This is a genomic window from Mitsuaria sp. BK037 (assembly GCF_014193045.1).
Classification (GTDB): Bacteria; Pseudomonadota; Gammaproteobacteria; order Burkholderiales; family Burkholderiaceae_C; genus Roseateles.
This window is the reverse complement of record NZ_JACHYS010000001.1, coordinates 1,044,012-1,068,345: the sequence shown is the minus strand read 5'-3', so window position 1 is coordinate 1,068,345 and position 24,334 is coordinate 1,044,012. Positions and strand designations below refer to the sequence as shown.

Sequence of the window (24,334 nt, the reverse complement as noted above, 5' to 3'; positions counted from 1 at the left end):
TCCCTCCGCCAAGCCGGCCGCCAAGGCCGGCGCCAAGGCCGCCAAACCGACCGCCAAACCCGCCGTCGCGCCCAAGATGCGCGAGATGCCGCCCAACCCGCCCAGCCGGCCCAGCAAGGAGATCCACGTCTTCCCCAACCCGGCCCCCGAGCGCGACTACGTCATCCAGTTCCAGATCCCCGAGTTCACCTGCCACTGCCCGCTGACGGGCCAGCCGGACTTCGCGCACTTCACGATCGACATGATCGCGGACCAGTACTGCGTCGAGCTCAAGAGCCTGAAGATGTACTTCTGGAGCTACCGCGACGAAGGCGCGTTCCACGAGAAGGTGACCAACACCATCCTCGAGGACATCGTGAAGGTGACCAATCCGCGCTTCATCCGCATCACCGCCAAGTGGTACGTGCGCGGCGGCATCTACACCAACGTCGTGGCCGAGCACCGCAAGAAGGGCTGGAAGCCGCTGCCGGCGGTCGACCTGCCGGCGCACGGCTTCGAGACCGGCCTGCTGCGCTGATCCGCGCCTCGCATCCCGCACCAGGTCCCGCCGGATGGCCCTCGCCTACGACCTCGCCACGCAGTTCGTCGGGGTCGCGCTCAAGCGCAGCCGCATCGACGGCTACGGTGTGTTCGCCGCCGAGGACATCCCCGCCGGCACGCGGCTCGGATTGCTGACCGGCGAATCGATCACCGTGGCCGAGGCCCGGCGCCGCGCGCAGCAAAGCCGCCGGCTGATGCTGGTGGAGCTCTCGCCGGCGCGGGCGATCGACGCCAGCCGCTCGCAGGACGCGATGCGCTTCACCAACCACAGCTGCCGGCCCAACGCCCGCATCCAGGTCGAGGACGGCGAGGTCAGCTTCTTCGCGACCGAGGACCTGCGCCCCGGCGACGAGATCACCGTCGACTACGGCGTGACCCACCACGAGGGCCGCCTGCCCTGCCGCTGCGGCGCGCCCGGCTGCCGAGGCTCGCTCTGAGCGTCAACCCAGCGTTGTCCAGCCGAGTACGGCCGCCGCGAGGGGGCCGCCTATGATTCCGCGCATGAGCACGTCCCCCGCCTCGCCCCTGGCCGATCCCGCGGCCCCTCCCCCGGTCAACCCGCGATTGGCGCTCCTGAACCCCTACCCCTTCGAGCGCCTGCGCGCCCTGACCCAGGGCATCGTCCCCAACCCCGATTACCGCCCCATCTCGCTGGGCATCGGCGAGCCCAAGCATCCGGCGCCCAAGCTGGTCGAGGACGCGCTGATGGCCAACCTGAAGGGCCTGTCCAGCTACCCCGCCACGGCCGGCGAGCCCAGGCTGCGCGAGGCCATCGCCGGCTGGCTGCAGCGTCGCTACGCGCTGAGCCTGGACCCGGCCACGCAGATCCTGCCAGTCAACGGTTCGCGCGAGGCGCTGTTCGCACTGGCGCAGGTCGTGATCGATCCGAGCCGCCCGGGCGCCACCGTTGTCTGCCCGAATCCGTTCTATCAAATCTATGAAGGCGCCGCGCTGCTGGCCGGCGCCACGCCGGCCTTCGCGAACTCCGACCCGGCGCGCAACTTCGCCGCCGACTGGTCGCAGATCGACGACGCCACCTGGGCCCGCACGCAGCTGCTCTACGTCTGCTCGCCGGGCAATCCGACCGGCGCGGTGATGCCGCTGTCGGAGTGGCAGACGCTGTTCGAGCTCAGCGACCGGCACGGCTTCGTGATCGCCTCGGACGAGTGCTACTCCGAGATCTACTTCCGCGACGGCCCCGACGCCGCGCCGCTGTCGGGCCTGCAGGCCGCGGTCCAGCTCGGCCGGCCGGACTTCCGCAACCTGATCGCGTTCACCAGCCTGTCCAAGCGCTCCAACGTGCCGGGCATGCGCTCGGGCTTCGTGGCCGGCGATGCCGCCTGGATCAAGCGCTTCCTGCTCTATCGCACTTACCACGGCTCGGCGATGAGCCCGCTGATCCAGGCCGCCAGCATCGCCGCCTGGAACGACGAGGCCCACGTGATCGAGAACCGCGCGCAGTACCGCGCCAAGTTCGCCGCCGTCACGCCGCTGCTGGCCGACGTGCTGGACGTCGCCCTGCCCGACGCGGGTTTCTACCTGTGGGCGGCGGTGCCAGACGGTAACGATATTGGCTTCGCCCAGGGCCTGCTCGCTCAATACAATGTCGGCGTTCTGCCCGGCAGCCTGCTGGCCCGAGACGCCCACGGCCTCAACCCGGGCGCCGGCCGCATCCGCCTGGCGCTGGTGGCCGGACAGGCCGAATGCCTGGAAGCCGCCCACCGCATCGTCTCCTTCGCGAAGCAACTCAAGACCTCCGCCTGATCCGTCCCGCCGCGCGGCACCGCGCGTGCCGCCGGACGTGTCCCACCGACCCGAATCGATCGAATCCTCGAGATCCCCACCATGACGCAAGACCTGCAATCCATCATCGACCTGGCCTGGGAAGGCCGCGCCAACCTGACCTCGGCCAACAGCCCGGAAGTGCGCGCCGCCGTGGACGAGGTCCTGGCCCGCCTGGACGCCGGCACGCTGCGCGTGGCCGAGCGCAAGGCCGTCGGCGAGTGGACCGTGCACCAGTGGGTCAAGAAGGCCGTGCTGCTGTCCTTCCGCCTGAACGACAACCGCCAGATGGGCGCCGGCGACATGACTTTCTTCGACAAGGTCCCGACCAAGTTCGGCGGCATGAGCGACGAGGCACTGCGCGCCACCGGCGTGCGCGTGGTGCCGCCGGCCGTGGCCCGCCGTGGCAGCTTCATGGCGAAGAACGTGGTGCTGATGCCGTCCTACGTGAACATCGGCGCCTACGTCGACGAGGGCACGATGGTGGACACCTGGGCCACCGTCGGTTCCTGCGCCCAGATCGGCAAGAACGTCCACCTGTCCGGCGGCGTGGGCATCGGCGGCGTGCTGGAGCCGCTGCAGGCCAACCCGACCATCATCGAGGACAACTGCTTCATCGGCGCCCGCTCCGAGATCGTCGAAGGCGTGATCGTCGAGGAGAACTCGGTGATCTCGATGGGCGTGTACATCGGCCAGAGCACCCCGATCTACGACCGCGAGACCGACACCGTCTCCTACGGCCGCGTGCCGGCGGGCTCGGTGGTCATCAGCGGCAGCCTGCCCAAGAACGACAAGTACAGCCTGTACGCCGCGATCATCGTGAAGAAGGTCGACGCCGGCACGCGCGCGAAAACCAGCATCAACGAGCTCCTGCGCGCCTGAAATCGGGCCCACCCCCTACCGGCTTCGCCGGCCCCCTCAAGAGGGGGCGAGCCCGTGAGCCTGGCAAAGCCAGCCTCAGGGCTCCGCTTGGTAAAACGAACTATCCGCTTTGGAAGGGACGGAGATGAGCACTGGAAACATGGAGCGCATCCTGCGCCTGATGGCCGAGAAAGGCGCGTCCGACACCTACCTGTCGGCCAACATGCCGGTGCTGATCCGGATCAACGGGCAGATGCTGCAGCTGTCGGACCAGCTGCTGACGCCAGCCCAGCCGCGGGCGCTGATCTCCGAGGTCCTCGACCCGCAGCACCTGGCCGAGCTCGACGCCAATGGCGAGCTCAACATGGCGGTCTCGATTCCCAAGGTCGGCAGCTTCCGGCTCTCGGGCTTCCGCCAGCGCGGCTCGATCGCGGCGGTGTTCCGCCACATCCCGCACGTCATCCCGACGCTGGACAGCCTGACCCTGCCGCCCGTGCTGGGCAAGCTGATCACCGAGAAGCGGGGCCTGATCCTGATGGTCGGCGCCACCGGCACCGGCAAGAGCACCACGCTCGCGTCGATGCTGGAGCACCGCAACCAGACGATGACCGGTCACATCCTCACGATCGAGGATCCGATCGAATACCTGTTCACCAACAAGCGCTCGCTGGTCAACCAGCGCGAGGTCGGCCGCGACACCGCCTCGCTGAACACCGCGCTGAAGAACGCGCTGCGCCAGGCGCCGGACTGCATCCTGATCGGTGAGATCCGCGACCGCGAGACGATGACGGCGGCGATCTCGTACGCGCTGTCGGGCCACCTGGTGGTCGCCACGCTGCACGGCAACAACAGCTACCACGCGCTCAACCGGATCATGTCCTTCTACACGCCGGAGTCCCGCCCGGCGATGCTGAACGACCTGGGCGCGGGCCTGAAGGCGGTGATCTCGCAGCGCCTGGTGCGCGCCGCCGCGGGCGGCCGCGTGCCCGTCACCGAGATCCTGCTGAACACCAAGCTGATCGCCGAACTGATCGAGCAAGGCGACTTCGCCGGCGTGAAGGAGGCGATGGAGAAGTCGATCGCCGAAGGCTCGCAGAGCTTCGAGGAGCACTTCGCCAAGCTGATCACCGAGGGCACGATCACCCGCGAGGAAGGCCTGGCCTTCGCCGACTCGCCGACCAACCTGCTCTGGCGCCTGCAGAACGACGGCCCCGGCGTCAAGCCCGGCGGCCCGGGCGCGTCGAAGAAGGAAGAGCCGGCCGAGGACACCGCCAACTTCACCTCGATCACGCTGGACGTGCAGCCGGGTTGATGCCCGCCCACCCTGATCCCATGGACGACGACACCCTTGCGCTGCTCGAGCAGCTGATCGCCCGCGCGTCGGTGACGCCGCGGGATGCCGGCTGCCTGGAGCTCATCGGCGCCCGGCTGGAAGCGGCCGGTTTCGCGCTCGAACGGATGGACAGCGGACCGGACGACTTCCGCGTCAGCAACCTGTGGGCGGTGCGCCGCGGCGCCGCGGCGGAAGCGCCGGTCCTGGTCTTCGCCGGCCACACCGATGTCGTCCCCACCGGCGATCTGGCCAAGTGGAGCAGCGATCCCTTCGTGCCCACGGTGCGCGACGGTCGCCTCTACGGACGCGGCACGGCGGACATGAAGACCTCGCTGGCGGCGATGGTGGTGGCGGCCGAGGCCTTCGTCGCCGCGCATCCGGACCACCGCGGCAGCGTCGCCTTCCTGCTGACCAGCGACGAGGAAGGCCCGGCGCGCGATGGCACCGTCGTCTGCGTCGAGCGCCTGCGCGCGCGCGGCGAGCGGCTGGACTACTGCATCGTCGGCGAGCCGACCTCGGTCGAGCGCCTCGGCGACACGGTCAAGAACGGCCGCCGCGGCTCGTTGTCGGGCAAGCTGCGCGTGATCGGCATCCAGGGCCACGTCGCCTATCCGCAGCTGGCGCGCAATCCGGTGCACCAGGCCGCGCCGGCGCTGGCGGAACTCGCGGTGACCGAGTGGGACGGCGGCAACGCCTACTTCCCGCCGACGACCTTCCAGATCTCCAACATCGCCGCCGGCACCGGCGTGGGCAACGTGATCCCCGGCGAGCTGGTGGTGGACTTCAACTTCCGCTTCTCGACCGAATCGACGCCCGACACGCTGCGCCAACGAGTGCACGCGCTGCTCGATCGCCATGGGCTGGAGTACACGCTGGACTGGTCGCTCTCGGGCGAGCCCTTCCTGACGCCGGTGGGCGCGCTGTCGGCCGCGATCAGCGCCGCCATCGAGGCCGAAACCGGCGTGACCACCGAACTCTCCACGACCGGCGGCACCTCGGATGGGCGATTCATCGCCAAGCTGTGCCCCCAGGTGGTGGAATTCGGACCGCTCAATGCGAGCATCCACAAGATCGATGAATACGTGCCGCTGGACCAGATCGCGCCGCTGACGCGCATCTACCGCCGCACGCTGGAGAATTTGCTGCTGTGACGCTGTTGGAATTGATCGAGGCCCAGGCCGCCCGCCTCACCGAGGCGGGCGTTTCATTTGGGCATGGCACCACGAACGCCTTCGACGAGGCCGCCTGGCTGAGCCTGTGGGCGCTGGACCTGCCGCTGGACGCGCTGGACGCGCATGCGGGCGAGCCCGTCGACGACGCGGGCCGCGAGAAGGTGGAGGTCCTGGTCGAGCAGCGCATCGCCACCCGCAAGCCGGCCGCCTACCTGACACGCGAGGCCTGGCTGCAGGGCGTGCCCTTCTACGTCGACGAGCGCGCCATCGTGCCGCGCAGCTTCATCGCGGAGCTGCTCGCCGACGCGACCATCGATGCCTGGCTGTCGGACCAGACCACCCGCGTGCTGGACCTGTGCACCGGCAACGGCAGCCTCGCCGTGCTGGCGGCGATGGCTTGGCCGGAGGTGTCGGTCGACGCGATCGACCTGAGCGCGGACGCGCTCGCGGTCGCGGCGATCAACGTCGAGCGCCATCAACTCGGCGACCGCGTGCGGCTGCTGCAGGGCGACGGCCTGGCGCCGGCGCAGGGGGCGTATGACCTGATCCTCTGCAATCCGCCCTATGTGAACAGCGCCTCGATGGCCGCGCTGCCCGACGAATACCGCGCCGAGCCCGAACTCGCGCTGGCCGGCGGCGATGACGGCATGGACTTCATCCGCCGCCTGCTGGCCGACGCGCCGGCGCGGATGAACGAGCATGCGGTGCTGGTCCTGGAGATCGGCAACGAGCGCGCGTTCTTCGAGGCCGCCTTCCCGCAGCTCGAAGCGGCCTGGCTCGAGACCTCGGCCGGCGAGGACCAGGTGCTGCTGCTGACGCGCGAGGCGCTGGTCGCCGCCGGCTTCGGCGCCGAGGGAGCGTCCGCATGATCACCTTGCGCAACGTGGTGCTGCGGCGCGGCACCAAGGTCGTCCTGGACGATGCGAGCGTCGTGCTGCAGCCCGGCGAGAAGGTCGGCCTGGTCGGCCGCAACGGCGCGGGCAAGTCCAGCCTCTTCGCGCTCCTGACCGACCGGCTGCACAGCGACAAGGGCGACGTCGAGATTCCGCGCCACTGGGCGCTGGCCGAGGTCGCCCAGCACATGCCCGAGACCGACATGCCGGCCACCGAGTTCGTGCTCGAGGGCGACATCCGGCTGATGGCCGCCCGCCAGGCGCTGGCCGACGCGGAAGCGGCCGACGACGGCCATGCGATCGCCGATGCCTACGCGCAGCTGATGGACGCCGGCAGCCTCGATGCCCCGGCCCGCGCGCAGGCGCTGCTGATGGGCCTGGGCTTCAAGGGCACGCAGGTCGATGCGCCGGTGAACAGCTTCTCCGGCGGCTGGCGCATGCGGCTGCAGCTGGCGCGCGCGCTGATGTGCCCGTCCGACCTGATGCTGCTGGACGAGCCCACCAACCACCTGGACCTGGACGCCCTGGTCTGGCTGGAAGCCTGGCTGCAGCGCTATGAAGGCACGCTGATCATCATCAGCCACGACCGCGAATTCCTGGACGCGATCACCAAGGTCACGCTCCATCTGGACGATGCGAAGCTGCATCGCTACGGCGGCAACTACACCGCCTTCGAGTCGATGCGCGCCGAGCGCATGCTCCAGCAGCAGCAGGCCTTCGACAAGCAGCAGGAGCGCATGGCGCACCTGCAGAAATTCATCGACCGCTTCAAGGCCAAGGCCTCCAAGGCCAAGCAGGCGCAGAGCCGCGTCAAGGCGCTCGAGCGCATGGAGAAGCTGGCACCCGTGCTCACCGCGTCGGACTTCAGCTTCGAGTTCCGCGAGCCGCTGAACCTGCCCAACCCGATGCTGATGTTCGACACGGTCTCGGTCGGCTACGACACGGACGAGGGCGAGAAGGTCATCGTGCGCGGCATCGACCGCTCGGTGCTGGCGGGCCAGCGCTTCGGCATCCTGGGCGCGAACGGCCAGGGCAAGTCGACTTTCGTGAAGACGGTGGCGCGCATGCAGCGCGCGATGGGCGGCACGATCACCGAGGGCAAGGGCCTGTCGATCGGCTACTTCGCGCAGCAGGAGATGGACGTGCTGCGGCCCGATGAGGGGCCGCTGATGCACATGATCCGGCTGGCCAAGGAGGTCAGCCCGAATGCGCGCGAACAGGAACTGCGCGACTTCCTGGGCCAGTTCCGCTTCGTCGGCGACATGGTGAACCAGGAGGTCGGCAGCCTGTCCGGCGGCGAGAAGGCGCGGCTGGTGCTGGCGATGCTGGTGTGGCAGCGCCCCAACCTGCTGCTGCTGGACGAGCCGACCAACCACCTGGACCTGCAGACCCGCGAGGCGCTGTCGATGGCGCTCAACGAGTTCGAAGGCACCGTCATGCTGGTCAGCCACGATCGTGCGCTGCTGCGCGAGGTCTGCGACGAGTTCTGGCTGGTGGCCGACGGCAAGCTCGCGCCCTTCGATGGCGACCTCGACGACTACCAGCGCTGGCTGCTGGAGCAGTCCAAGGAAGCCGCGAAGCTGGCGAAGGAACAGGCCAAGCAGGCGATTCGCGAGGCACGGGCCACTGGCAAGGCTGAGGCACCGCCCGTTGCAGCTGCACCGGCCCCGGCCGTCGCGCCGCCACCCGCCGCAGCGCCAGCGCCCGTCAAGCGCGAGGACCGCAAGCTCAGCGGCCAGGCCCGCCAGAAGCTCAATGAGCAGACGCGCCCGCTGCGCAAGGAGATGGAGCAGATCGACGCGAAGATGAAGGCCTGGGCGGAGGAACGCGCGGCGCTGGAAGCGCAGCTCTCCAATCCCGGTCAGACGCCCGCGCAGATCGCCGACGCGGGAAAGCGCCTGAAGGCCATCGGCGATGAGATCGACGAAGCCGAGATGCGCTGGCTGGAGCTGAGCGAGCAAGTCGACGCCATTCAATCCGCAGGCTGAGCGCTCGCAAGGCTCAGCGATCTGCGCAGGGCTTTGCCCTCACCCCTCCCTCTCCCGCAACGCGGGAGAGGGTGATCTCACCGAGACCTTCGAACGGGTGGCGTCGAACGGGTGGCGTCGAACGGGTGGCGTCGAACGGGTGGCGTCGAACGGGTGGCTCCGAATGAGCGGCTTCGGACGGGTGGGGCTCCTTCGCGTCCCCTTTTTCCGTGCTGGCGGCGCTCGCCCCAGGCATCGATAGTTCGCCTCAACAGCGGACAAAGACCATTTCAATTGCGTGCAATTGAATTGCTCGCTACATTTCATCCCATGCCGAAGACGAACCCTTCCAGCCCCGAGGACGCCGCCGCCGTCAGCACCGCTGGCGGCCAGCCCTCGATGCCCGCCAGCACCGACTGGCTGAAGCTGGACGTTCAGCTCTGCTTCGCGCTGTATTCGACCTCGCTGGCGATGACCAAGCTCTACAAGCCGCTGCTGGCGCCGCTGGGCCTGACCTACCCGCAATACCTGGTGATGCTGGTGCTGTGGGAGACGGAGGGCCTGGGCGTCTCGGAGCTGGGACAGCGTCTGAGCCTGGATTCCGGCACGCTCACGCCGCTGCTGAAGCGGCTCGAGGCCAGCGCGCTGATCGAGCGCCAGCGCGCCCGCGGCGACGAGCGCCGCGTCGAAATCCATCTGACCGCCGCTGGCCGCGCACTGCGCGATCAGGCGGTAGGCATTCCCGAGCAACTGGCCTGCGCCAGCGCCTGCGGGCCGGCCGAGCTCGAATCGCTGACACGCCGTCTGCAGGCCTTGCGCACCAACCTGCTGACCCACCTCGCCGCAGATTCCGCCGCCGATCCCGCCGCGCTCACGGAGAGCGACGGCGAGGACGGCAACCCCTGACCCCAAGCGTTCTTTCCCCTCACCACCAAGGAGCCCCACATGGCCATCGAAAAAGCCCTCTACACCGCCACCGCCACCGCCACCGGCGGCCGCTCCGGCACCGCGCAATCGTCCGACGACCGCCTGAAGGTCCAGCTGTCCACGCCCAAGGCGCTGGGCGGCGACGACGGCGCCGGCACCAACCCGGAACAGCTGTTCGCCGCAGGCTATTCCGCCTGCTTCATCGGCGCGATGAAGGCCGTCTCGGCCCGCAACAAGGTCGCCCTGCCGGCCGAAGTCTCGATCACCAGCGAAGTCGGCATCGGCCCGCACGCCAACAAGCCGGGCGCCTTCGGCATCGCCGTGGCGATGAAGATCTCGGTGCCGGGCATGGACCGCGCGCAGCTGGAAAAGCTGGTGGCCGATGCCCACGAGGTCTGCCCCTACTCGAACGCCACCCGCGGCAACGTCGACGTCACGCTGACGATCGTCTAAGCCTTCCGCGGCGCCCGGTCACCACCGGGTCGAGCACAAAGAAAAGCGCCGGTCATGCCGGCGCTTTTCATTCGTGGGTCCAGCCGTCGACGCGTCGCTCCGTCGCGACTGACGAAGCGTCGTCGCGACGGCTGCGGTTCAGCGTTGCAGCAGGCTGAGCATCAACTCGACGCGCGCCGCCCACGGCGACAGCGCGGCGGCGGGCTCATCGCTGGCGCCCACGATGCGTCCCTGCGCGCACCGCGTCGTCCGCCACACCGGCACGCCGGCCTCCTTGAGCGCGCGCAGCGGCGCCTCGAGCGCCTGATTCACCGTGCCGTTGCCCGTGCACGCCAGCACCAGCCCCTGGAGACCGGCCGCCCGCCAGGCCTCGAGCGACCGCGCATCGGCGCCCGCATGGCTGGCGAGCACCTCCACCCAGGGCCACTGGGTCGCGTCCTCCGGCAACAGCGCCGCGCCGAGCGCCTCGCCCGCCGGCCAGTCGCGGAAGCGCCGCACGACGCCCTCCTCCACCACGGCCAGCGGCCCGGCGTCAGGCCCTGCCTCGAAGGCGTCGAGCCGGTAGCTGTGCGTCTTGCGCAGTTCGAGCCCGGACCAGACCTGGCCCGCCACGACGGCAATGACGCCTCGCACGCCTTCGCTCTCGGCAACGGCGACGGCGTCCAGCAGGTTCTGCGGACCATCCGCCTGGATGGCGGTCGCCGGCCGCATCGCGGCGGTCAGCACGACCGGCTTTTCCGGCGCCAGCACGCGCTGCAGCAGGTAGGCGGTCTCTTCCAGCGTGTCGGTGCCGTGCGTGATCACCACGCCGCGGACCTCGGGCCGGTCCAGGTGCTCCCGCACCCGCTTCGCCAACCGCGCCCAGGTGGCGTGATCCATGTCCTTGCTGTCGAGCTGCGCCAGCTGTTCAGCCTCCAGCGACTTCGCCGCCAGCGCCGGGACTGCCTTCACCAGCGATTCCACCGACAGCGAACCCGCCTTGTAGCCGACGTTGTCCGTGACGCTGCCGGAGGCGCCGGCGATCGTCCCGCCGGTGCCGATGATCACGAGGGTCTGGGGCGCGCTTTGCAATTTGTCGTCTCCTGTATAAAAATCCAGATGCTGGATGGATTCTCAGGCGGCTTTCGAACCCTCGAAGCCGTTTTGCATTCCAACCAGTCCTCCATGGAATAAAGGCCTGTGCTCGTGGATACACCGCCCAAACTCACCGCCCGCCAACAACAGATCTTCGATCTGGTCCGCGACAGCATCGAGAGCACCGGCTCGCCGCCCACGCGCGCCGAGATCGCGCAGCAACTCGGCTTCAAGTCCGCGAACGCCGCCGAGGAACACCTGCAAGCGCTCGCCCGCAAAGGCGTCATCGAACTGGTGGGGGGCACCGCGCGCGGCATCCGCCTGCCGTCGACCGCGCTGCGCCAGGTCAACCGCGCCCGGGAGCACAGCCAGTTCGCCCTGCCGCTGGCCAGCCTGGCGCAGCTGACGCTGCCGCTGGTCGGCCGCGTCGCTGCCGGCGCGCCCATCCTCGCCGAGGAACATGTGGAGCAGCACTATAGCGTCGACCCCTCGATGTTCTCGAAGGCGCCGGACTTCCTGCTGCGCGTGAAAGGCATGAGCATGAAGGACATCGGCATCATGGACGGCGACCTGCTCGCCGTGAAGAAGACCAGCGAAGCGCGCAACGGCCAAGTCGTCGTCGCGCGCCTGGGTGACGAGGTCACCGTGAAGCGCTTCCAACGCCATCCGGATGGCATCCGACTTCTCCCGGAGAACGCCGATTTCGCCCCGATCGAGGTTACGCCGGATGAGCAGTTCGCCATCGAAGGCCTGGCGGTGGGATTGATCCGCTCCGGCGGGTTTCACTGAGCGGGTACGAGTGCCGCATGGCTGCGCGAAAGACGCACACGAAAGCGGCTTCGGCCGCTGAATGCCTCACGCTGCGGCAAATTCCCAACATCGGTCCTGCGATGGTTCGGGATTTTGAATCGATGGGGATTCGGCAGCCCGCGGATCTCATCGGCGCCGATGCATTTGCGCTCTATCAGCGGATTTGCAAACTGACCGGCAAGCGCCACGATCCCTGCGTTCTGGATACCTATATGGCGGCCGTCGATTTCATGAACGGTGCCTCGCCCAGAGATTGGTGGAGTTATACCGCCCAGCGCAAGCGCGAGTATCCGGACCTCTGAATATTCCGTGGGCGTGACCCGCCTTAACCAGAATGAGACCGGAACGGGTAAAGAAAAAACCCTGCCGATTTGTATCGACAGGGTTTCAATATTGGCGGAGTGGACGGGGCTCGAACCCGCGACCCCCGGCGTGACAGGCCGGTATTCTAACCAACTGAACTACCACTCCAGATTCGACGCTGTTGAGCGCGTCGATATCATTCGCGAACAAGTTTCGCTGCAAGCCAACGGATCCATTCAGAACCGCGATGCAGCCAAGCCTTGTCAAACTTGGCGTCCCCTAGGGGATTCGAACCCCTGTAATCACCGTGAAAGGGTGGTGTCCTAGGCCTCTAGACGAAGGGGACTGAACCTTCTTGCTGTGACTCGGTCAGTGCGTACCGGCAACCCAGACTCCCAAGGAATCTGGTGGAGGTAAGCGGGATCGAACCGCTGACCTCTTGCATGCCATGCAAGCGCTCTCCCAGCTGAGCTATACCCCCGAATGCTGACGCATCGAATCGGTACGCTGCCCGAGCCTCAACTGTGTTGGCGGAGTGGACGGGGCTCGAACCCGCGACCCCCGGCGTGACAGGCCGGTATTCTAACCAACTGAACTACCACTCCAGATACTCAGAATCTTTCGATTTCTTCGCATCAAACTGGTCTCGCTTTGATTCGATCAATGACTTGATCGCTTCTCTGCGTCGATTTCGTTACTATACCTGATTTTGACAACGCTTAAATCGAGTTCCGAAGAATTTTCGATTTTCACGTTCAATCTCAGTCAGTAACCAAGCTCGAAAACTTGGCGTCCCCTAGGGGATTCGAACCCCTGTAATCACCGTGAAAGGGTGGTGTCCTAGGCCTCTAGACGAAGGGGACTGAACCTTCTTCCTTGAACCGCGCGCCACGCAAACCGAAGTTTGGTGGAGGTAAGCGGGATCGAACCGCTGACCTCTTGCATGCCATGCAAGCGCTCTCCCAGCTGAGCTATACCCCCTTTGGGGATTCGAACCGATTCGTTTCAGCTGTTTTTGAATCTCATCGGGGAGCTCGCGCTCCCCGTTTTGATTCGCCGTCTGCTGCTTCGAAGTTCGTTTCGAACAACGCGCTGTTCAAGCGAGAACGAGAGTATAGAACGAGTTTTAAACGGAACGCAAGCGGTTCAACAAAATTTCTTTGTCGAAGAGTTCCAGCACCGCATCGACCGACGGCGTCTGCGCGCGGCCACAGGCCAGCACGCGCACCGGGATGGCCAGTTGCGGCATCTTCAGGCCGTGCGCCGCGATCGTTTCCTTGATGGCGGCGCTGATGGAAGCCTTGTCCCAACTGGCCAGCGCCTCGAGCTTGTCGGCGAACGCGAGCACCGCCGGCTTGACCGCATCGGTCAGGTGCTGCGCGCGGTCGGCCTCGCTGGGCGTCACCGGCGACACATACATCGCCAGCCAGTCGGCCAACGCGACCGTCGTGCTGCAACGGTCCTTGAACAGGCCGCACATCGCCTCCAGCCGCTGCGGCGCGCTCAGGCCGCGCTTGGCCAGTTGAGCGCTCACCAGTTCCGCCAGACGGGCGTCATCGGCCAGCTTGATGTAATGCGCATTGACCCATTCCAGCTTGGCCGGGTCCCACTGCGCGGGGCTCTTGGAAATGTGGCTGCCGTCGAACCACGACACCAGCTGCTCGCGCGAGAACAGCTCGTCGTCGCCGTGGCTCCAGCCCAGGCGCGACAGGTAGTTCAGCATCGCCTCGGGCAGATAACCGTTGTCCTCGTAGGCGGTCACGCTGACTGCGCCGCGGCGCTTGGACAGCTTCAGCCCGTCGTCGCCCAGGATCACCGGGATGTGCCCGAAGGCCGGCAAAGGTGCGCCCAGCGCATTGAACAGGTTGATCTGCCAGGGCGTGTTGTTGATGTGCTCGTCGCCGCGGAAGACATGGGTGATCTTCATGTCCCAATCGTCGACCACCACCGCGAAGTTGTAGGTCGGCACGCCGTCCGGACGCAACAGGATCAGGTCGTCGATCTCGCGGTTGTTGATCGTGATGGTGCCCTTGACCAGGTCGTCCCAGCTGACATCGCCGTCGATCGGATTCTTGAATCGGACCACCGGCGACACGCCGGCCGGGATCACCGGCAGCGTCTTGCCTGGCTCCGGGCGCCAGGTGCCGTCGTAGCGGCGCTTCTCGCCGCGCGCTTCCTGGCCGGCCTTCATCGCGGCCAGCTCTTCGGGCGAGCAGTAACAGCGATAGGCGGTGCCCGCGGCGATCATCTGCTCGATCACCGCGTGGTAGCGCTCCAGGCGCTGCATCTGGTAGACCGGGCCCTCGTCGTAGTCGAGCCCCAGCCACTTCATCGACGCCAGGATCTGGTCGACCGAATCCTGCGTCGACCGCGCGACATCGGTGTCCTCGATGCGCAGCACGAATTCGCCGCCATGGTGACGCGCATAGGCCCACGAGAAGAGCGCGGTGCGGGCCGTGCCCAGGTGCAGGAAGCCCGTCGGCGACGGCGCGATGCGGGTGCGGATGGGAGAGGTCATAGCGAGTTCAAACCACGGGCCAGGTCGGCCTTGATGTCTTCGATGTCTTCGAGGCCCACCGCGACGCGGATCAGCCCCTGCGTGATGCCGGCCGCCTGGCGTTGCGGCTCGGTGAGCCGGCCGTGCGAGGTGCTGGCCGGATGGGTGATGGTGGTCTTGGTGTCGCCCAGGTTGGCGGTGATGGAGCAGATGCGTGTCTGGTCGATCACGTGGAAGGCGGCGGCGCGACCACCGTCCTCGGCCGCCCGGGCGCCGCCCTTGACGATGAAGGACACCACCGCCCCGCCCTGCCCGCCTTGCTGGCGCATCGCGAGCTCATGCTGCGGGTGCGACTTCAGGCCCGGGTAATAGACGCGCTCGACGCCGGGATGGGCCTCCAGCCATTCGGCCAGCCGCGCGGCGCTGGCGGTCTGCGCCTTCATGCGCACCGACAGCGTCTCCATGCCCTTGAGCACGACCCAGGCGTTGAACGGCGACAGCGACATGCCCACCGAACGCATCACCGGCGTGAACACCTCGTCCACATGTTTCGACGACGCGCAGATCGCGCCGGCGATCACGCGGCCCTGGCCATCGAGGTACTTGGTGCCGGAGTGGATGATGAAGTCCGCGCCCATCTTCGCCGGCTGCTGCAGCGCGGGGGATGCGAAGCAGTTGTCGACCGCGAGCAGCGCACCGTGGCCGTGCGCGATGTCCGCCAGCGCGGCGACATCGCAGACCTCGGTCAGCGGATTGGTCGGGGTCTCGGCGAACAGCAGCCTGGTATTGGGCTGCAGCGCGTTCTTCCATTCCGCCAGGTCGGTCTGGGAGACGAAGGTCGTCTGGACGCCGAACTTGCCGAACTCGCCCTGCAGCAGCTTGATCGTCGAGCCGAAGACCGAGCGCGAGCACACGACGTGATCGCCGGCCTTCAGCAGGCCCATCACGAGCAGCATGATCGCGGACATGCCCGAGGACGTCGCGATGCAGGCCTCGGTGCCCTCCAGCGCCGCGAGCCGGCGCTCCATCATCATCACCGTCGGGTTGGAGAAGCGGCTGTAGACGAAGGCCTCCTCCTCGTTGGCGAAGCGGCGCGCGGCGGTGGCCGCGTCCGGATGCACGAAGGAGCTGGTCAGGTACAGCGCCTCGGAGTTCTCGCCCCAGGGCGACGGCGGCAGGCCCTCGCGGACCGCGAGCGTGTCCAGGCGCGCGTCGGCCGGCAGGTCCACGCGCGGGATGCCCCCTTGCTTTTCGTTGGCCATCATTGGTCTCCGCCGCTCTGCAGCGCGAGGCGGCTGCGCGCCGGCAGGTCCTCCTCCTCGGGCTGCGACTTGCGCTGCGCCTGCAGCGTCGCGAAGTCCTCGGCCGACACGTCGCCGGTGATGTACTGGCCGTCAAAGCAGGAGGCCTCGAAGCCGTTCAGACCCGGACGCAGTTGGGCGACGACGCGTTTCATCGCGTCGACGTCCTGGTAGATCAGCGCATCGGCGCCGATGAACTGGCGGATCTCCTCGATCGAGCGGCCATGGGCGATCAGCTCCTCCTTGGTCGGCATGTCGATGCCGTAGACGTTGGGGAAGCGCACCGGTGGCGCGGCCGAGGCCAGGTAGACCTTGTTGGCGCCGGCCTCGCGGGCCATCTGGACGATCTCCTTGGAGGTGGTGCCGCGCACGATGGAATCGTCGACCAGCAGCACGTTGCGGCCGTTGAACTCCAGGCCGATCGCGTTGAGCTTCTGGCGCACCGACTTCTTGCGCGTGGACTGGCCCGGCATGATGAAGGTCCGGCCGACGTAGCGGTTCTTGACGAAGCCCTCGCGGTACGGCTTGCCGATGCGGTGCGCGAGCTGCATCGCCGACGGGCGGCTCGATTCCGGGATCGGGATGACGACGTCGATCTCGCTGGGCGGGATCGTCGAGATCAGGCGCTGGGCCAGCGTCTCGCCCATGTTCAGGCGCGCCTGGTAGACCGAGATGCCGTCCATCACCGAGTCCGGGCGCGCCAGGTAGACGAACTCGAACATGCAGGGGTTCAGCGTCGGGTGCTCGGCGCACTGCTGCGTGTGAATGGTGCCGCTGGTGTCGATGAACAGGGCCTCGCCGGGCGCAAGGTCGCGCGTCAGCGTGTGACCGGTGCCCTCGAGCGCGACGCTCTCGCTGGCCACCATCACCTCGCCGTCGCCCGACTGGCCGAAGCACAACGGCCGGATGCCGTAGGGATCGCGGAAGGCGAGCAGGCCATGACCGGCGATCAGCGCGATCACGCCGTAGGAGCCCTTGATGCGCTTGTGCACCGTGCCCACGGCCTTGAAGATCTGTGCCGGCGTCAGCGGCAGGTCGCGGCCGGCCATCTCCAGCTCATGCGCCAGCACGTTGATCAGCACCTCGGTGTCGCTCTCGGTGTTGATGTGGCGGCGATCGACCTCGAACAGCTCGTCCTTCAGCGCATGCGCGTTGGTCAGGTTGCCGTTGTGGACCAGCACGATGCCGTAGGGGGCGTTGACGTAGAACGGCTGGGCCTCTTCCTCGGAGTAGGCATTGCCGGCGGTCGGGTAGCGGACCTGGCCCAGGCCCACGTTGCCGGGCAGCGCGCGCATGTTGCGAGTGCGGAAGACATCGCGCACCATGCCGCGCGCCTTGTGCATGAAGCACTTGTGGCCCTGCATCGTGACGATGCCGGCCGCGTCCTGGCCGCGGTGCTGCAGCAGCAGCAGCGCGTCATAGATCAGCTGGTTGACCGGCGCCTTGGAAATCACACCGACGATGCCGCACATGGGAGGTCCTTCAATGCTCTGGAAACGGGAGGAAAGCGAAGACCCGGGCGCTCGTGACGCTCAGGCCGGAATGTAGTCGTGCAGCGCCGCCGGCAACAGCGGCCGCAGCTGCGTCAGCGCCGCCTGCAGCCAAGGCGCGGCCTGCGATTCGGTCCAGGCCTGCGAGCGCACCGCCGGTGTCATGCCGACGATGACGGTGGCCAGCAGCGCCAGCAGCACCGCGCGCAGCACGCCGAAGGCCGCGCCGCCGAGCCGGTCGATCACGCCCAGCGGCGTCGCGTGGATCAGCGCCCGGACCAGCTTCGCGCCCAGGCCCCACACCAGCAGGACGAGGATGAAGCCCAGCACCAGTCCCAGCGCATGGATCAGCGCCGGGCCGACCTTCTCCGGCGGGATGAAGCGCTCGATGAACGGGGCGACGAAGGGCGAGGCCAGGTAGGCCACACCCCAGCCCGCGATCGTCATCAGCTCGAACACCAGGCCGCGCCAGGCGCCCAGCAGCACCGAGATCGCCAGCAGGCTCAGCAGCGCGATGTCGACCCAGTTCATCGCGGTACTCCGCGACGGACAACTGGCGATCGGGGCGCGAAGCGTTCATGGCCGGGCATCGTCCTGGTCTCCGTGCCGGCCCGTCAGAGCGTCAGCACGGCCGAGGAGAGACCACCGCCGCGCACCTTCGCCGCGACCTTGTCCGCCTCGTCCCGCGAATTGAACGGCCCCACCCGCACCCGGATGCGCTTGCCGTCGGCAGTCTCGACCGCCTGCGTGTAGGTCTTCAGCCCGAGCCGCTCGACCTTGGCGCGCACGTCCTGCGCGGCCTTGCCGTCGGCGTAGGCACCGACCTGGACGATGAAGCGAGCGCCACCGGCGGCGGCATCGGGCTTGCGGTCCGCCGCGGACCGGCCTTCCAGCAAGGCCTGAGCGCGGGCGGCGTCGGCCGACCGGGTGTCGGGCTTCGATTCTGGCTTGGCTTCCGCTTTGCGCTCCGGCTTGGCTTCGGGTTTCGGCTCGGGCTTGCGCTCCGGCTTGCTGCTTTCGGGCTTGCTGCTTTCAGGCTTGGACTCGGCCCGGGTGTCCGGTCTGGACTCCGGCTTGGGCTCGACGCGCGCCGGGCGCGCCGGTTCGGCCATCGTGGCGCGCTCGTCGGGCTGCGTCGCCATGCGCGTCGGCGGCATCGCCTGGGCGACCTGCTGCTCCGGCGTCGCGGTCTGGGGCGGCGGCACCGCGCGGTCGGCGGCGGCCTGCTCGGCGGACTCGGTGATGATGCCGCGACCGGCATCGCCATCGGCGGCCGGGGGACGCGAGGTCTGGGCGGTCGGCGCCGGGATGTTCAGCGGCGCGGCGCCGTCCTTGCGCGGGATGTCGATCGGCAGGTCCACCGGGATGGGACGGGGCTGGGTCTCGAACAGCAGCGGGAACACGATCACCGCCACCCCCACCAGCACCGCCGCGCCGATCAGGCGCCGCCGGGCCCGCAGGCGCAGTTGCTGGACGTCGTCCACCGCCTCGGCGCCACCGCGGGCACGGCCACGGCCGCCGTCGCCGGAGCGCCCCCGCTCGGCACCGCGATCGCCGGCCTCATTCGCTTCGCCGCGCTTCAGGAAGGAAAGAAATCCCATGTACTCGGAAGACCTGGTTGGTGCCGCGCCGCCCCGGAGCGGAAAGCGGTCCTGGCGCATCTGCGGACAGGGCCGCCGACTTCAATCGCGACAGATTCGAATGCAGCGTTGCGAAGCGTTCAACGCGCGGTTGGCGCGGCATGGGCGGTCTCTCAGGGCCCAGCTTCCGGCTGGACGCCGCCGCCCAATCTCGGGATGCCGTGCTTGAGGATGCCGCCCACGGTGAAGAACGAACCAAAGACCAAAATTCTATCAGCGGGGTCCGCCTCGGCCGCCGCGGCGGCCAGCGCCGACGCGGGGTCCGGATGCAGAGAACTGCCCACTTCCTTCGGCGTCTGCAGCGCGCCGGCGGCGCGGGCCTCGTCGAAGCGCTGCTGGAGCGCCTGGGCGCTCGCCGCACGGGCGATCGGCAGGTCGCAGAAGTGCCAGTGATCGATCAGCGGCGAGATCCGGGCCAGGATGTTGGCCAGGTCCTTGTCGGCCATCGCGCCGAACACCGCGCGCGTTCGCGGATAGAAGCCCATCTGGTCCAGGTTCTGCGCCAGCGCCGCCACCGCGTGCGGGTTGTGCGCCACGTCCAGCACCAGCATCGGGGAGCCCGGAATCACCTGGAAGCGCCCCGGCAGCTCCACCAGCGCGAGGCCGGCCCGCACGGCCTGGGCGGAGATCGGCAGGCGCTCGTACAGCGCCTCGAACACCGCCAGCACGCCCGAGGCGTTCAGCAACTGGTTGACGCCGCGCAGCGCCGGATAGGACATGCCGCTGTAGCGCCGCGCGCGGCCGGCCCACTGCCACTGCTGGCGGTCGCCCGAGTAGCTGAAATCGCGTCCGAGCTGGCGCAGGTCCGCGCCGACGGCCTCGGCATGCGCCGCGACCGAGGCCGGCGGCATCGGGTCGGAGACGATCGCCGGCTTGCCCGGCCGCATGATGTGCGCCTTCTCGCGCCCGACCGACTCGCGGTCCGGGCCGAGGTACTCGGTGTGGTCCAGGTCGATGCTGGTGATGACGCTGCAATCGGCGTCGATCACGTTGACCGCGTCCAGCCGGCCGCCCAGGCCGACCTCCAGGATCACCAGGTCCAGCGGCTCCGAGGCCAGGCGGTGCAGGATCGCCAGCGTGGTGAATTCGAAGTAGGTCAGCGTCAGCTCGCCGCGGGCCTGCTCGACCGCCTCGAAGTGCGGCAGCAGCGAGGCCGCGTCCACCGGCGCGCCGCCGACGCGGCAGCGCTCCTGGAAGTGCACCAGGTGCGGCTTGATGTAGAGGCCGACGCGGTAGCCGGCCTGCAGCGCGATGCTCTCCAGCATCGCGCAGGTCGAGCCCTTGCCGTTGGTGCCGGCCACCATCACCACCGGCGTGTCGGCGCTAAAGCGCAGGCCCAGCCGGTCGCGCACCTCGGCGACCCGGGCCAGGGTCATGTCGATCTCCTTGGGGTGCAGCCGTTCGCAGCGCGACAGCCAGGCCTCCAGCACCTGCTGGGCATCGCCGCCCGGGGTCAGTTGCGGGATCGAGAGGTCGTTCAGGGAAGAAGTCATCGGAATGTCCAAGGCTCAAATGAAGACGGCCAGACCGGGTCCGGTCTGGCCGTGCTGAGTACCGGGACCGCCTGGTTGCGTCAGGCGACCGCGTCGGCGCTCTGGCGCTGCAGGATGGCCAGGTTGCGGGCCACGACCTCGCGCAGCTTGCGGCGGTCCACGATCATGTCGATCGCGCCCTTCTCCATCAGGAACTCGGCGCGCTGGAAGCCGGCGGGCAGCTTCTCGCGCACGGTGTTCTCGATCACGCGCGGGCCCGCGAAGCCGATCAGCGCCTTGGGCTCGGCGATGACGATGTCACCCACGAACGCAAAACTCGCCGAGACGCCGCCCATGGTCGGATCGGTCAGCACGCTGATGTAGGGGAGCTTGGCCTTGGCCAGGCGCGTCAGCGCGGCGTTGGTCTTGGCCATCTGCATCAGCGAGAGCAGGCCTTCCTGCATCCGTGCGCCGCCGGTGGCGGTGAAGCAGATGAAGGGGGTCTTCTGCTCCAGCGCGGTCTCGACGCCGCGCGCGAAGCGCTCGCCGACCACGGAGCCCATCGAGCCGCCCATGAAGTCGAACTCGAAGCAGGCGACGACCACGGGGATGCTCATCACCGCGCCGCCCATGACGACCAGCGCGTCGGTCTCGCCGGTGTTCTCCAGCGCTTCCTTGAGGCGGTCGGGATACTTCTTGCTGTCCTTGAACTTCAGCGCGTCGACCGGCAGCACCTCCTGGCCGACCTCGTAGCGCCCTTCCCCGTCCAGGAACGCGTCCAGGCGGGCGCGGGCGCCGATGCGGTGGTGGTGGCCGCACTTCGGGCAGACGTTGACGTTCTGCTCGAGGTCGGTCTTGTAGAGCACCGTCTCGCAGGACGGGCACTTGATCCACAAGCCTTCCGGCACCGTGCGGCGCTGGTCGGGGTCGGTCTGCTGGATCTTGGGCGGAAGAAGTTTCTCAAGCCAACTCATGGCGGGCTCCTATGTCTGTCGCGAAACGCGAAAGCGGGGCAGATTGCCCCGCTCAGGCGTCCAGCGCGGCGCGGATGTCTCGGATGAAGGCCGCAGCCTGGATCGCGACATTATCCCTGGATTGCACCTCGATCAGCTGAACCAGGGCCGAACCGATCACCACCGCGTCCGCATGCCGGGCCACGGCGGCGGCCGTCGCCCCGTCACGGATGCCGAAACCCACGCCCAGCGGCACCTTCACATGCCGGCGCAGGCGCGGCATCGCGTCGGCGACGGCGCCGGTGTCCAGGTGGCCGGCGCCGGTCACCCCCTTGAGCGAGACGTAGTAGACGTAGCCGCTGGCCAGCCGGCCCAGACGCTCGACGCGCTCGTCGGTGGAAGTCGGCGCCAGCAGGAAGATCGGATCCAGTCCCTTGGCCTTGAGCGCGGTGGCGAAGGCCTCGCACTCCTCGGGCGGATAGTCGACCACCAGCACGCCATCGACGCCGGCCGCCTTGGCCTCGGTGACGAAGCGCTCCAGGCCGAAGCGCTCCACCGGATTGGCGTAGCCCATCAGCACGACCGGCGTCGCGTCGTCCTGGCGACGGAACTCGCGCACCATCTCCAGCACGCGTGCCAGCGTGATGCCCTTGGCCAGCGCGCGTTCGCTGGCCTTCTGGATCACCGGGCCGTCGGCCATCGGATCGGAGAACGGCACCCCCAGCTCGATGACGTCGGCGCCGGCCTGGGCCATCGCCAGCATCAGCTCGACCGTCACGTCGGCATACGGATCGCCGGCGGTGACGTAGGGAATCAGCGCCTTGCGGCCCGCGGCGGCCAGCCGCTCGAACGTGGCCTGGATGCGGCTCATTGGGCACCTCCCTTCACGGCGTGGCCGGCCATCGAGGGCCGGTCGAAATACTCGGCGCCCGACAGGTCGGCGACGGTGCCGATGTCCTTGTCGCCGCGGCCGGACAGGTTCACCAGCAGGTGCTGGTCGGGGCGCATCGTCGGCGCGAGCTTGATCGCATGCGCGAGCGCGTGGCTCGATTCCAGCGCCGGGATGATGCCCTCGGTGCGGCACAGCCGATGGAAGGCGGCGAGCGCCTCGGCATCGGTGGCGCCGACGTACTCGGCGCGGCCGATGTCCTTCAGGTAGGCGTGCTCGGGCCCGACGCCCGGATAGTCCAGGCCGGCGGAGATCGAGTGGGTCTCGATGATCTGGCCGGCCTCGTCCTGCAGCAGGTAGGTGCGGTTGCCGTGCAGCACGCCCGGCGAACCGGCGCTCAGCGTGGCCGCGTGCTTGGGCGTGTCGACGCCCTGCCCCGCTGCCTCGACGCCGATCAGTCGCACGTCCTGATGCGGGATGTAGGGATAGAAGATGCCGATCGCGTTGCTGCCGCCGCCGACGCAGGCGATGACCGCATCGGGTTGCTTGCCGATCATCTGCGGCATCTGGACCAGGCATTCGTCGCCGATGATGCGCTGGAAGTCTCGGACCATCATCGGATACGGATGCGGGCCGGCCACGGTGCCGATGATGTAGAAGGTCGACTCGATGTGGGTGACCCAGTCGCGCATCGCCTCGTTGAGCGCGTCCTTGAGCGTCTTGGAGCCGGACTCCACCGGGACGACCTTCGCTCCAAGCAGGTTCATCCGGTAGACGTTGGGCGACTGGCGCTTCACGTCCTCCGAGCCCATGTAGACGACGCACTCCATGCCATAGCGGGCGCAGATGGTGGCGGTGGCCACGCCGTGCTGGCCGGCGCCGGTCTCGGCGATGACGCGCTTCTTGCCCATGCGGCGCGCCAGCAGCGCCTGGCCGATGGTGTTGTTGACCTTGTGCGCGCCGGTGTGGTTCAGGTCCTCCCGCTTGAGGAAGATCTGCGCGCCGCCCAGCTCGCTGCTCAGGCGCCGGGCGTGATAGATCGGGCTCGGACGGCCGACGAAATGGGCCAGCTCGTACTGGAACTCGCGGATGAACTCCGGATCCTGGCTGTAGCGGGCGTAGGCCTCATTCAGCTCGTCGAGCGCATGGATCAGCGTCTCGGCGACGAAGCGGCCACCGTAGTAGCCATGGGCGTTGGCGGTCGGCACGGGGCCGAAGCGGCCTTGCGCGTCAGGCTGCGCATAGCCGGCCAGCGGTCCCGTGACGAACGGGATCGAATCGGGGATGGTCTTGGACATGAGGGGTCCTCTATGAGGATGCCCGCGCGCTTCGAAGCGGAATCAGGCCGACTTCAGGCGGTCGGCCTCGCGCACGGCATCGCAGAACTGGCGGATCTTCACGGCGTCCTTGAGGCCCTTGGCGGCCTCCACGCCGGAGCTGACGTCAACGGCCCAGGGCCGGACCTGCCGCACGCCATCGATCACGTTGGCTGCACTCAACCCACCAGACAAAACGACCGGAGAGGGAACGCTTGGAGGCAGCAGTGACCAATCGAAGACCTTTCCGCCTCCACCGTAGCCGTCGACGAAGGCGTCGACCAGCACGGCCTGGGCGCGGGAGAAACGAGTCGCGAAGTCTAGCAAATCGAAGCCCGGCGCCATGCGCGCCGCGCGCAGATAGGGGCGCGACCAGCGGTCGCAGTCCTCGGGCGACTCGTCGCCGTGGAACTGCAGCGTCAGCGTCGGGATCGCGGCCAGCGCCGCCTCGATCGCCGCCGGCGCGGCGTTGACGAACAGGCCCACCGGCGTCACGAACGGCGGCAGGCGCCGCGCCAGCTCGGCGGCGCGCGCGACGCTCACGGCGCGCGGGCTCTTCTCGTAGAACACCAGACCGATCGCGTCGGCGCCGGCCTCGACGGCGGCATCGACATCGGCTTCGCGGGTCAGGCCGCAGATCTTGATTCGGGTTCGGCTCATG

At 68.2% G+C, this 24,334-nt stretch carries 23 protein-coding genes and 6 tRNA genes; 12 read left to right on the top strand and 17 right to left on the bottom strand.

Annotated elements, in window-relative coordinates; all coding sequences use genetic code 11:
• Window positions 1-85 precede the first annotated feature (85 nt).
• The 10 genes from queF to FHT37_RS04650 all read left to right on the top strand — a co-directional run bounded on the left by queF (window position 86) and on the right by FHT37_RS04650 (window position 9,928).
• Window positions 86-517, top strand: coding sequence for a preQ(1) synthase (gene queF, locus FHT37_RS04695; protein WP_091725219.1), 432 nt, complete (start codon window positions 86-88; stop codon window positions 515-517).
• 34 nt (window positions 518-551) lie between these two features.
• Window positions 552-977 carry an SET domain-containing protein gene (locus FHT37_RS04690; RefSeq protein WP_183479135.1) on the top strand — a complete coding sequence of 142 codons (426 nt, stop codon included), beginning with the start codon at window positions 552-554 and terminating at the stop codon, window positions 975-977.
• 64 nt (window positions 978-1,041) lie between these two features.
• Window positions 1,042-2,304 carry a succinyldiaminopimelate transaminase gene (gene dapC / locus FHT37_RS04685; RefSeq protein WP_183479132.1) on the top strand — a complete coding sequence of 421 codons (1,263 nt, stop codon included), beginning with the start codon at window positions 1,042-1,044 and terminating at the stop codon, window positions 2,302-2,304.
• An 81-nt stretch (window positions 2,305-2,385) separates the two neighbouring features.
• Window positions 2,386-3,204 carry a 2,3,4,5-tetrahydropyridine-2,6-dicarboxylate N-succinyltransferase gene (gene dapD, locus FHT37_RS04680; RefSeq protein WP_091724337.1) on the top strand — a complete coding sequence of 273 codons (819 nt, stop codon included), beginning with the start codon at window positions 2,386-2,388 and terminating at the stop codon, window positions 3,202-3,204.
• A gap of 124 nt (window positions 3,205-3,328) precedes the next feature.
• Window positions 3,329-4,495: a PilT/PilU family type 4a pilus ATPase gene (locus tag FHT37_RS04675; RefSeq protein ID WP_147240184.1), complete on the top strand. Its 1,167-nt coding sequence runs from the start codon at window positions 3,329-3,331 to the stop codon at window positions 4,493-4,495.
• Between the two features lie 20 nt (window positions 4,496-4,515).
• On the top strand, window positions 4,516-5,667 hold the full coding sequence (gene dapE, locus FHT37_RS04670; protein WP_183479130.1) for a succinyl-diaminopimelate desuccinylase: 1,152 nt from the start codon (window positions 4,516-4,518) through the stop codon (window positions 5,665-5,667).
• On the top strand, window positions 5,664-6,557 hold the full coding sequence (gene prmB, locus FHT37_RS04665) for a 50S ribosomal protein L3 N(5)-glutamine methyltransferase (protein ID WP_183479128.1): 894 nt from the start codon (window positions 5,664-5,666) through the stop codon (window positions 6,555-6,557). The genes dapE and prmB overlap by 4 nt, the downstream gene beginning before the upstream one ends.
• The gene (locus FHT37_RS04660; protein WP_183479126.1) at window positions 6,554-8,569 is read left to right on the top strand and encodes an ATP-binding cassette domain-containing protein; all 2,016 of its coding nucleotides are present in this window, start codon (window positions 6,554-6,556) and stop codon (window positions 8,567-8,569) included. Before prmB ends, FHT37_RS04660 begins: the two co-directional genes overlap by 4 nt.
• Window positions 8,570-8,947: 378 nt before the next feature.
• The gene (locus tag FHT37_RS04655; RefSeq protein ID WP_183481250.1) at window positions 8,948-9,454 is read left to right on the top strand and encodes a MarR family winged helix-turn-helix transcriptional regulator; all 507 of its coding nucleotides are present in this window, start codon (window positions 8,948-8,950) and stop codon (window positions 9,452-9,454) included.
• 39 nt (window positions 9,455-9,493) lie between these two features.
• Window positions 9,494-9,928 (top strand): organic hydroperoxide resistance protein, encoded by a 435-nt coding sequence (locus tag FHT37_RS04650; RefSeq protein WP_091724331.1) that lies wholly within the window; start codon window positions 9,494-9,496, stop codon window positions 9,926-9,928.
• A 138-nt stretch (window positions 9,929-10,066) separates the two neighbouring features.
• On the opposite strand, the gene FHT37_RS04645 is transcribed toward FHT37_RS04650, so the two are convergent.
• The gene (locus FHT37_RS04645; protein WP_183479124.1) at window positions 10,067-10,999 is read right to left on the bottom strand and encodes an asparaginase; all 933 of its coding nucleotides are present in this window, start codon (window positions 10,997-10,999) and stop codon (window positions 10,067-10,069) included.
• A gap of 114 nt (window positions 11,000-11,113) precedes the next feature.
• On the opposite strand from FHT37_RS04645, the gene lexA reads away from it, so the two are divergent.
• Window positions 11,114-11,791, top strand: a complete 678-nt coding sequence (gene lexA, locus FHT37_RS04640) for a transcriptional repressor LexA (protein WP_183479122.1) — start codon at window positions 11,114-11,116, stop codon at window positions 11,789-11,791.
• A 17-nt stretch (window positions 11,792-11,808) separates the two neighbouring features.
• Window positions 11,809-12,114, top strand: a complete 306-nt coding sequence (locus FHT37_RS04635; protein WP_183479120.1) for a helix-hairpin-helix domain-containing protein — start codon at window positions 11,809-11,811, stop codon at window positions 12,112-12,114.
• Between the two features lie 92 nt (window positions 12,115-12,206).
• Here the strand turns inward: FHT37_RS04635 and FHT37_RS04630 are convergent.
• The 16 genes from FHT37_RS04630 to FHT37_RS04555 all read right to left on the bottom strand — a co-directional run bounded on the left by FHT37_RS04630 (window position 12,207) and on the right by FHT37_RS04555 (window position 24,333).
• Window positions 12,207-12,283, bottom strand: a tRNA-Asp gene (locus FHT37_RS04630).
• Between the two features lie 102 nt (window positions 12,284-12,385).
• A tRNA-Glu gene (locus tag FHT37_RS04625) sits at window positions 12,386-12,461 on the bottom strand.
• 59 nt (window positions 12,462-12,520) lie between these two features.
• A tRNA-Ala gene (locus FHT37_RS04620) sits at window positions 12,521-12,596 on the bottom strand.
• Between the two features lie 47 nt (window positions 12,597-12,643).
• Window positions 12,644-12,720 (bottom strand) — tRNA-Asp (locus FHT37_RS04615).
• Between the two features lie 182 nt (window positions 12,721-12,902).
• Window positions 12,903-12,978: transfer RNA gene (locus FHT37_RS04610), tRNA-Glu, on the bottom strand.
• Window positions 12,979-13,020: 42 nt separating this feature from the next.
• A tRNA-Ala gene (locus tag FHT37_RS04605) sits at window positions 13,021-13,096 on the bottom strand.
• Window positions 13,097-13,241: 145 nt separating this feature from the next.
• Window positions 13,242-14,633, bottom strand: a complete 1,392-nt coding sequence (gene gltX / locus FHT37_RS04600; RefSeq protein WP_147241280.1) for a glutamate--tRNA ligase — start codon at window positions 14,631-14,633, stop codon at window positions 13,242-13,244.
• Window positions 14,630-15,874, bottom strand: coding sequence for an O-succinylhomoserine sulfhydrylase (locus tag FHT37_RS04595; RefSeq protein ID WP_147241279.1), 1,245 nt, complete (start codon window positions 15,872-15,874; stop codon window positions 14,630-14,632). Before FHT37_RS04595 ends, gltX begins: the two co-directional genes overlap by 4 nt.
• Entirely contained in the window at window positions 15,874-17,385 is a 1,512-nt protein-coding gene (gene purF, locus FHT37_RS04590; RefSeq protein WP_183479118.1) for an amidophosphoribosyltransferase, read from the bottom strand. The genes FHT37_RS04595 and purF overlap by 1 nt, the downstream gene beginning before the upstream one ends.
• A 60-nt stretch (window positions 17,386-17,445) precedes the next feature.
• Complete coding sequence (locus FHT37_RS04585) at window positions 17,446-17,934, bottom strand: CvpA family protein (RefSeq protein WP_091724325.1); 489 nt, start codon at window positions 17,932-17,934, stop codon at window positions 17,446-17,448.
• 83 nt (window positions 17,935-18,017) lie between these two features.
• The gene (locus FHT37_RS04580) at window positions 18,018-19,004 is read right to left on the bottom strand and encodes an SPOR domain-containing protein (protein ID WP_183479116.1); all 987 of its coding nucleotides are present in this window, start codon (window positions 19,002-19,004) and stop codon (window positions 18,018-18,020) included.
• 152 nt (window positions 19,005-19,156) lie between these two features.
• Window positions 19,157-20,536 carry a bifunctional tetrahydrofolate synthase/dihydrofolate synthase gene (gene folC / locus FHT37_RS04575; RefSeq protein WP_183479114.1) on the bottom strand — a complete coding sequence of 460 codons (1,380 nt, stop codon included), beginning with the start codon at window positions 20,534-20,536 and terminating at the stop codon, window positions 19,157-19,159.
• Between the two features lie 80 nt (window positions 20,537-20,616).
• Window positions 20,617-21,489 (bottom strand): acetyl-CoA carboxylase, carboxyltransferase subunit beta, encoded by an 873-nt coding sequence (gene accD, locus FHT37_RS04570; RefSeq protein WP_183479112.1) that lies wholly within the window; start codon window positions 21,487-21,489, stop codon window positions 20,617-20,619.
• 52 nt (window positions 21,490-21,541) lie between these two features.
• Entirely contained in the window at window positions 21,542-22,339 is a 798-nt protein-coding gene (gene trpA / locus FHT37_RS04565; protein WP_091724321.1) for a tryptophan synthase subunit alpha, read from the bottom strand.
• Window positions 22,336-23,610, bottom strand: coding sequence for a tryptophan synthase subunit beta (gene trpB, locus FHT37_RS04560; RefSeq protein WP_409072702.1), 1,275 nt, complete (start codon window positions 23,608-23,610; stop codon window positions 22,336-22,338). The genes trpA and trpB overlap by 4 nt, the downstream gene beginning before the upstream one ends.
• A gap of 87 nt (window positions 23,611-23,697) precedes the next feature.
• Entirely contained in the window at window positions 23,698-24,333 is a 636-nt protein-coding gene (locus FHT37_RS04555) for a phosphoribosylanthranilate isomerase (protein WP_147242746.1), read from the bottom strand.
• Window position 24,334: the final 1 nt, after the last annotated feature.

What these genes read in the sequence shown, in the direction of transcription:
- queF (WP_091725219.1), top strand. Translation starts at nt 86, where the DNA reads ATGCCGCCCAACCCGCCCAGCCGGCCCAGCAAGGAGATCCACGTCTTC.
- FHT37_RS04690 (WP_183479135.1), top strand. Translation starts at nt 552, where the DNA reads ATGGCCCTCGCCTACGACCTCGCCACGCAGTTCGTCGGGGTCGCGCTC.
- dapC (WP_183479132.1), top strand. Translation starts at nt 1,042, where the DNA reads ATGAGCACGTCCCCCGCCTCGCCCCTGGCCGATCCCGCGGCCCCTCCC.
- dapD (WP_091724337.1), top strand. Translation starts at nt 2,386, where the DNA reads ATGACGCAAGACCTGCAATCCATCATCGACCTGGCCTGGGAAGGCCGC.
- FHT37_RS04675 (WP_147240184.1), top strand. Translation starts at nt 3,329, where the DNA reads ATGAGCACTGGAAACATGGAGCGCATCCTGCGCCTGATGGCCGAGAAA.
- dapE (WP_183479130.1), top strand. Translation starts at nt 4,516, where the DNA reads ATGGACGACGACACCCTTGCGCTGCTCGAGCAGCTGATCGCCCGCGCG.
- FHT37_RS04660 (WP_183479126.1), top strand. Translation starts at nt 6,554, where the DNA reads ATGATCACCTTGCGCAACGTGGTGCTGCGGCGCGGCACCAAGGTCGTC.
- FHT37_RS04655 (WP_183481250.1), top strand. Translation starts at nt 8,948, where the DNA reads ATGCCCGCCAGCACCGACTGGCTGAAGCTGGACGTTCAGCTCTGCTTC.
- FHT37_RS04650 (WP_091724331.1), top strand. Translation starts at nt 9,494, where the DNA reads ATGGCCATCGAAAAAGCCCTCTACACCGCCACCGCCACCGCCACCGGC.
- FHT37_RS04635 (WP_183479120.1), top strand. Translation starts at nt 11,809, where the DNA reads ATGGCTGCGCGAAAGACGCACACGAAAGCGGCTTCGGCCGCTGAATGC.
- gltX (WP_147241280.1), bottom strand. Translation starts at nt 14,633, where the DNA reads ATGACCTCTCCCATCCGCACCCGCATCGCGCCGTCGCCGACGGGCTTC.
- FHT37_RS04595 (WP_147241279.1), bottom strand. Translation starts at nt 15,874, where the DNA reads ATGGCCAACGAAAAGCAAGGGGGCATCCCGCGCGTGGACCTGCCGGCC.
- purF (WP_183479118.1), bottom strand. Translation starts at nt 17,385, where the DNA reads ATGTGCGGCATCGTCGGTGTGATTTCCAAGGCGCCGGTCAACCAGCTG.
- FHT37_RS04585 (WP_091724325.1), bottom strand. Translation starts at nt 17,934, where the DNA reads ATGAACTGGGTCGACATCGCGCTGCTGAGCCTGCTGGCGATCTCGGTG.
- FHT37_RS04580 (WP_183479116.1), bottom strand. Translation starts at nt 19,004, where the DNA reads ATGGGATTTCTTTCCTTCCTGAAGCGCGGCGAAGCGAATGAGGCCGGC.
- folC (WP_183479114.1), bottom strand. Translation starts at nt 20,536, where the DNA reads ATGACTTCTTCCCTGAACGACCTCTCGATCCCGCAACTGACCCCGGGC.
- accD (WP_183479112.1), bottom strand. Translation starts at nt 21,489, where the DNA reads ATGAGTTGGCTTGAGAAACTTCTTCCGCCCAAGATCCAGCAGACCGAC.
- trpA (WP_091724321.1), bottom strand. Translation starts at nt 22,339, where the DNA reads ATGAGCCGCATCCAGGCCACGTTCGAGCGGCTGGCCGCCGCGGGCCGC.
- FHT37_RS04555 (WP_147242746.1), bottom strand. Translation starts at nt 24,333, where the DNA reads ATGAGCCGAACCCGAATCAAGATCTGCGGCCTGACCCGCGAAGCCGAT.